The organism is Synechococcus sp. H55.9 (assembly GCF_047462355.1).
In the GTDB taxonomy this organism is placed as follows: domain Bacteria; phylum Cyanobacteriota; class Cyanobacteriia; order Thermostichales; family Thermostichaceae; genus Thermostichus.
Genome location: NZ_JANSJB010000033.1, coordinates 15,625 through 21,722 on the forward strand (window position 1 = coordinate 15,625; position 6,098 = coordinate 21,722).

The 6,098-nt window shown below is 57.8% G+C and carries 7 protein-coding genes; 2 read left to right on the forward strand and 5 right to left on the reverse strand.

Annotation, left to right across the window (positions count from 1 at the left end):
- The 5 genes from NW857_RS06120 to pstS all read right to left on the reverse strand — a co-directional run.
- Positions 1-821: TlyA family RNA methyltransferase (locus NW857_RS06120; protein ID WP_414368329.1), on the reverse strand; the 821-nt coding region annotated here is incomplete at its 3' end.
- Between the two features lie 110 nt (positions 822-931).
- Positions 932-1,759 (reverse strand): phosphate ABC transporter ATP-binding protein PstB, encoded by an 828-nt coding sequence (pstB, locus tag NW857_RS06125; protein ID WP_414333579.1) that lies wholly within the window; start codon positions 1,757-1,759, stop codon positions 932-934.
- Positions 1,760-1,825: 66 nt separating this feature from the next.
- Positions 1,826-2,725 (reverse strand): phosphate ABC transporter permease PstA, encoded by a 900-nt coding sequence (pstA, locus tag NW857_RS06130; protein WP_414333577.1) that lies wholly within the window; start codon positions 2,723-2,725, stop codon positions 1,826-1,828.
- Positions 2,726-2,731: 6 nt separating this feature from the next.
- Positions 2,732-3,700: a phosphate ABC transporter permease subunit PstC gene (gene pstC, locus NW857_RS06135; RefSeq protein WP_414333575.1), complete on the reverse strand. Its 969-nt coding sequence runs from the start codon at positions 3,698-3,700 to the stop codon at positions 2,732-2,734.
- 24 nt (positions 3,701-3,724) lie between these two features.
- The gene (gene pstS / locus NW857_RS06140; RefSeq protein ID WP_414333573.1) at positions 3,725-4,801 is read right to left on the reverse strand and encodes a phosphate ABC transporter substrate-binding protein PstS; all 1,077 of its coding nucleotides are present in this window, start codon (positions 4,799-4,801) and stop codon (positions 3,725-3,727) included.
- A gap of 404 nt (positions 4,802-5,205) precedes the next feature.
- Between pstS and rplI the strand changes: the two genes are divergently transcribed.
- The gene (gene rplI / locus NW857_RS06145) at positions 5,206-5,670 is read left to right on the forward strand and encodes a 50S ribosomal protein L9 (RefSeq protein WP_414333571.1); all 465 of its coding nucleotides are present in this window, start codon (positions 5,206-5,208) and stop codon (positions 5,668-5,670) included.
- Between the two features lie 111 nt (positions 5,671-5,781).
- Positions 5,782-6,098, forward strand: a 317-nt coding sequence (locus NW857_RS06150; RefSeq protein WP_414368337.1) for a DnaB-like helicase N-terminal domain-containing protein, incomplete at its 3' end; no start/stop codon positions are given.

Here is a 6,098-nt window from a genome sequence, read left to right on the forward strand (position 1 = left end):
TGCAAGGCTATTCTTGCCTGTTCGCCCATCTGTTGTAGCGCACCGGTGTCGGGGAGAGGGATCCCTTCTCCTTCCGCCAGCCAGAGCCAGTACTCGATGTTGCCGGCAGGGCCGGTGATGGGCGACCAGGTATAGCCCTGCACCTGCCAGCCGCGGGCCACTGCCGCCTGCATCACCGTCTGCAGCACGCGGGCATGGATGGCCGGATCCCGCACGACTCCCTTTTTGCCCACCTGGCCTCGGCCCGCCTCAAACTGGGGCTTGACCAGCAGCAGAGCCTCCCGCGGCGACCGCAACAGCTTCCACAAAGGATCTAACACCTTGGTTAGGGAAATAAAAGAGAGATCCACCACCGCCAGATCCGCCCAGCTTGGGGTGGGCACCTCGGTTCCGTAGAGATCGGCCGGCTGCAGGTGGCGCAAGTTGGTTCGTTCTTTGAGGATCACCCGCGGGTCGGTTCGCAAAGACCAGGCCAACTGCCCATAGCCCACATCCACCCCATAGACCCGCTGGGCCCCCTGTTTGAGTAGGCAATCGGTAAAGCCCCCCGTGGAGATGCCCGCATCCAAACAAATACGGCCCTGCACCTGAACAGAGAAGGTTTGCAGCGCCCCCTGCAGCTTTTCTCCCCCTCGCGAGACAAAAGCAGGCTTACACTGGATGTGGATTACGGGATCCCCGCTCACCCAGGCTCCAGCCTTCTCCGCCCGCACCCCATTGAGGAGAACTTCGCCTGCGAGGATGGCGCGCTGGGCCTGCTGGCGGGAAGAGAAATATCCCCGCTCCACCAACCAGCTATCCAGGCGCACCCGCTCGGCCATCTCACTACTGCTGTTAACAGCTCCTACCCGATTTTCCAATTTCTCAGGATAGGAGAGCGGGATCCCTCTCGACCAGATCTGGCTTGGCGCCAGCAGAAATTGGCGGGGGATTAGCCAAAGCGTCCGCTCACGTATTCTTCCGTCTCGCGATTGACGGGAGAGTTGAAGATCTTCTCGGTGCGGTCGAACTCCACCATGCGTCCGTAGCGAACCCCTTCGTCGTCCACCTCGGTGTTAAAGAAAGCCGTAAAGTCAGAGACCCGCGCCGCCTGCTGCATGTTGTGGGTGACGATGATGATCGTGTAGCGACGCCCCAATTCCTTAAGCAGCTCCTCAATGCGCAGCGTGGAGATCGGATCCAGCGAGGCGCAGGGCTCGTCCATCAGGATCACTTCCGGCTGAATGGCCAAGGTGCGAGCAATGCAGAGGCGCTGCTGTTGTCCGCCGGAGAGGGAAAGACCGCTCAGCTTTAACTTATCTTTCACCTCATCCCAGAGAACGGCCTGGCGCAACGCACGCTCCACCAGCTCGTCCAGATCCCCCTGATAGCCGTTGATCCGTGGCCCAAAGGCAATGTTGTCGTAGATAGATTTGGGGAAGGGGTTGGGCTTCTGAAACACCAGGCCAACCCGCCGGCGCACCTCAGAGGGATCCACATCGGGGTCGTAGATATTTTTTCCGTGAAAAATGACCGAGCCTTCTACCCTTGCTCCCGGGATGAGATCGTTCATGCGGTTGAAGCAGCGCAAGATGGTGCTCTTGCCGCAGCCTGAGGGGCCAATGAAGGCTGTGATGTGATTTTTCGGGATCTTCAGGGAAACCTGCTTAACCGCTAGGTGGGAGCCGTAGTAGACGCTCAAATCCCGCGTCTCTAGTTCAACCTCCAAACGGGTGGATTTCTCAGGAGAGCCGGACTTGTCAGAGAGTGGAGAGCGCATAGGAGTACCGAAGGAGATAACGTCACTGCAAAGCCTAGATTGGGTTAAAGCAACAGGTGAGAGGGATTAGATGGTGATGGTTTCCTGCCGACGACTGACGATGAGCCGGAAACTGACTGTGGTGATCAACACCAAAATCACCAGAGCCAAAGCCCCTCCCCAGGCGATCTTCTGCTGGTTTTCAAAAGGAACGAGGGCAAAGTTGTAGATCAACACAGCCAGTGAGGCTACTGGCTTTAACAGACCGCTGGGCCAGAGGAAGCTAAACAAAGCAGTGAAGATCAGGGGCGCTGTCTCACCCGCAGCGCGGGCAATGGCCAACGTCACCCCCGTCAGGATCACCGGCAGAGCTGCCGGCAACACCACGCGAAACACCGTCTGTACCCGCGAAGCTCCCAACGCATAGGCAGCAGCCCGCGTATCTGCCGGCACCAGGCGCAGCGCCTCTTCACAAGACAAGATAATGATGGGCAGAGTCAACACCGATAGAGCCATCCCGCCGGAAAGGGCGGAGAAGGTCTTGGTGGAGAGCACCAGCACCCCGTAGGCAAACACCCCGGCAATGATAGAGGGAACCCCCGTCAACACCTTGATGATGAAGCGCAGAAAGGAAGCTGTGGGGCTGTTTTGGCCAAACTCCGAGAGATAGATGGCAGCAAACAGTCCGATGGGGAAGGTGATGGCGATAGCAATCGACACCACAATAACCGTCCCCAGCACCGCATTGCCAAATCCCCCCACCTGATCGCCGGGAGGAGGGGGAAGTTGGGTCAGCGCTTGCCAGTTCAAGCGCTCGATGCCTCTGGTGAAAACGTAGTAGAGGATGAGAACCAGCACGAAAATGGCAAAGATGCTGGAGAAAACTGTCAGCGCTGTCATTCCTACATCCAAGAAGACGCGCCGCCAGGACTTTGCTCTGCGCTTGAACAAATTGCCTTGCTCTACCGCCTGAACTTGCGTCGTCATGTTCCTCTACTCCCGCGAAGCTGTCAACGCGAACTTGACACGGCGTATCATCAGCTCCGCCGCAATGTTAACTACCAGAGTGATGGCCAACAAAATCAAGGCCACATACATGAGCGCTGCCACCTGCTCAGGGCCTGCTTCTGCAAACTCGTTGGCCAACAGGGCTGGGATGTTGCTGGCAGGAGCTAGGAGCGAGACGCTAATACCGCGGGCATTGCCGATCAACATCGCCACTGCCATCGTCTCCCCCAAGGCACGTCCCAAACCCAAAACCACCGACCCCAGCATGCCGCCAATGGCCGCCGGCAGCACAACACCAAAGATGGCTTCCCAGCGAGTGGCCCCCATCGCATAGGCAGCCGCCCGCAACTCCGGCGGAACGGCCACCAGCACTTCCCTGGCAATGGCAGTGATGATGGGGATGATCATGATCCCCAAGACAACCCCTGCCGTCAGCATCCCCGGCCCCACCGGTGGCGTACTGAAAATGGGCAACCACCTGAAGTTCTGGAACAAGAACATCTGAATCGGGCGAAAGAAGGGAATGAAGATAAACAACCCCCAAATGCCGTAGACCACGCTGGGAATGGCTGCCAGCAGCTCCACCACGATGATCAAGACTGTGCGCAAAGACTTGGGCAAAAAGTCCTCGCTCAAAAAGATGGAGATGCCGAAGCTAAAAGGAACGCCCACGATCAGGGCAATCAGAGAAGTCACCAGGGTGCCGTAGATCTGGGGCCAAGCGCCGTAGTTGTTCTCAACAGGATCCCAGGTGGTGCCCCAGAGAAAGCCCAGCCCGAACTTCTGAATGGCAGGTAGCGACTGAATCCCAATCTCCAGGGCAATCCACAACAGCAGCAAAGCCGAGAAAAAGACGGCAATCCGCGTTGCCCAGATGAACAACCAGTCGCGCCGGCGCTGGAAGACGGGCCGGGGCCGAAATAGAGAACTGCTCTCCGAAAAAGTAGTAGTCATCTGCCGGGTGCGGGGTACAAACTTCTACGGAGTGATGTTTTCCAGAGCAGCCAGAGCTTTCTGCCGCGTTTCTTCCGGCAAAGGCACATAGCCCAGCGGCTCCGCGAAGGATTGCCCTTCCGTGAGGCCGTAGCGGAGAAACTCCTTGACAGCTTTGGAGGTTTCAGCTTTGGGGTAGACTTTGTAGGCCAAGATCCACGTGTAGCCCACAATGGGGTAGGAGTCTTCCCCGGCGGGATCCGGGTCAACCCCCAACAGCCGCTCGTCGAGCTTGATTTTGGCCAGCGCTGCCTGCTCCGTCTCAACTTTGGGGGTGACGAACTTGCCCGACCGGTTTTCCAGGCGAGCGATGTTCAGGTTGTTGAGCTTGGCGAAGCCGAACTCTACATAGCCGATCGCGCCAGGGATCTGCTTAATCTGCTCGGAAACGCCTTCGTTACCGCGAGCTCCCACCCCGGTTGGCCAGTTCACGGAAGAGCCACGACCCACTTTTTGCCGCCATTCCGGGCTAATGGCGTTGAGGTGGGTGGTAAAGATGTCGGTGGTGCCGCTGCCGTCGGAGCGGTGCACAACGGTAATCGGCAAATCCGGGAGAGTCACCCCTGGATTAAGGCCGGCCAGCAGCGGATCGTTCCAGTTCTTAATTTTGCCCAAGAAGATATTCACCAGCGCCAGGCGAGAGAGGCGAATTTCGGGGCCCACGCCGGGGATGTTATAAGCTGGCACCACTGCCCCCCCCACCATCGGCACGGCCACCATGCCCTTGGGAGGGTTGGCTTCACTCTCGATCTGGCTGATCTCTTCGGGACGGGGCACACTGTCGCTGGCGCCGAAATCGACAGTGCGAGCCACAAATTGCCGCCGTCCGGCACCGCTCCCCACCGACTGATAGTTGACTTGGATGTTAGGGTTTTTCTTGCCAAATTCCTGAGCCCAAGTTTGGTAGATGGGAGCCGGGAAAGTAGCTCCAGCGCCGTTGATGGTTACGGTCTGCTGAGCAAATACCCGCTGCCAATTTGCCTGGCTGGCCGCAAACCCAGCAACAGTGGCAGAGACAGACTTCAGGAAAGAACGACGTCCCAAGGAGCGCAGCATCAACATACAGAAATCTCCCAGATGAAGATGGTGTCTCGATCCAACTCTGAGTGCTCTAACCTCAGAACCTGCTCAAGCCGGGCTGATCTCAAAAAAACAAGGGATCCTGTTAAAGATCCTTGCCACTCTGGTTCTTGTCGTTAATGTAATATAACGTTCATCCTTTTTGGTTAACGCGAGGTTAAAATCAGGTTATTTCTGACTACAGCTAGCCCCCCTTGTCGCTCTTTCCAGGGATCCCTTGCAGCGGAGAACACCATCGATCGAAGAAACGCGGCGTGAAGACCCCCGGATTCAAGGGCCTACGGCTGGGCTCTGGGGCCGGCTGAGTTTTCCGAGCTCTTTGGGCTGACATCAGCTTGGCAAATGCTTAGAATGAAAGGCTGTCGAGAAAATCAGTGCTTTCCTCCATGTCTAAACGCAATGTGCAAGTTGTGCTGCGCCAGGCGATCCCTGGCTTGGGCAGCCCCGGAGAGGTGGTGAGCGTCAAGCCTGGCTATGCCCGCAACTACCTTTTCCCGCGGCAGATGGCGGTGCGGCTTACACCTGGGCTTCTCAAGGAGCAGCAGATGCGCCGGGAGCAGGAAGCTGCCCGCAAATTGGCGGAGAAGCAGCAGGCGGAAAACTACAAAAAGGCTTTGGAGACCATCGGTCGCTTTGTCATCCGCAAGAAGGTAGGCGAAAACGATCTGCTTTTCGGACAGGTGACCACCAGCGACATTGCCGAGGTGGTGCTGGCTACCAGCGGCCTCGATATCGATCGCCGCAACATCCTGCTTAATGAAGAAATCAGAAAAACCGGGGTTTACCCCGTGCAGGTCAAGTTACACCCCGAAGTAACGGCTACGCTGCGCATTCAGGTCACGCCTGACTGAGAGCAGGGATCCGCGGAGAGAGGCTCTGTGGCCGGCGGGTATGCTCACTGAGCCCGTTGCTCTGAGGCGTATGGCCGAGAGGCTGGGTTGGTTTTTCTATCCTGGCTTGTGGTGATTAGCGATTACGACTTGACGGGTGGGGATCGGCTTCCGCCTCAAAACATAGAGGCTGAGGAGGAGATCCTGGGGGCTATTCTTCTCGATCCCGAGGCATTGGCGCGGGTGGTGGAGTTCCTGCGTCCCGAGATGTTTTACCTCTCGGCCCACCAGGAGATTTACCGGGCTGCCCTGCATCTGCACAGCCAAGGCCAACCCACCGATCTGATGACGGTTTCTGCCTGGCTGGCGGATCACCACCTTCTGGAGCGGGTGGGGGGGACAGGGGCAATTCGTCGTCTGCTGGAGCAAACGGTTAGCAGCGTCAACAT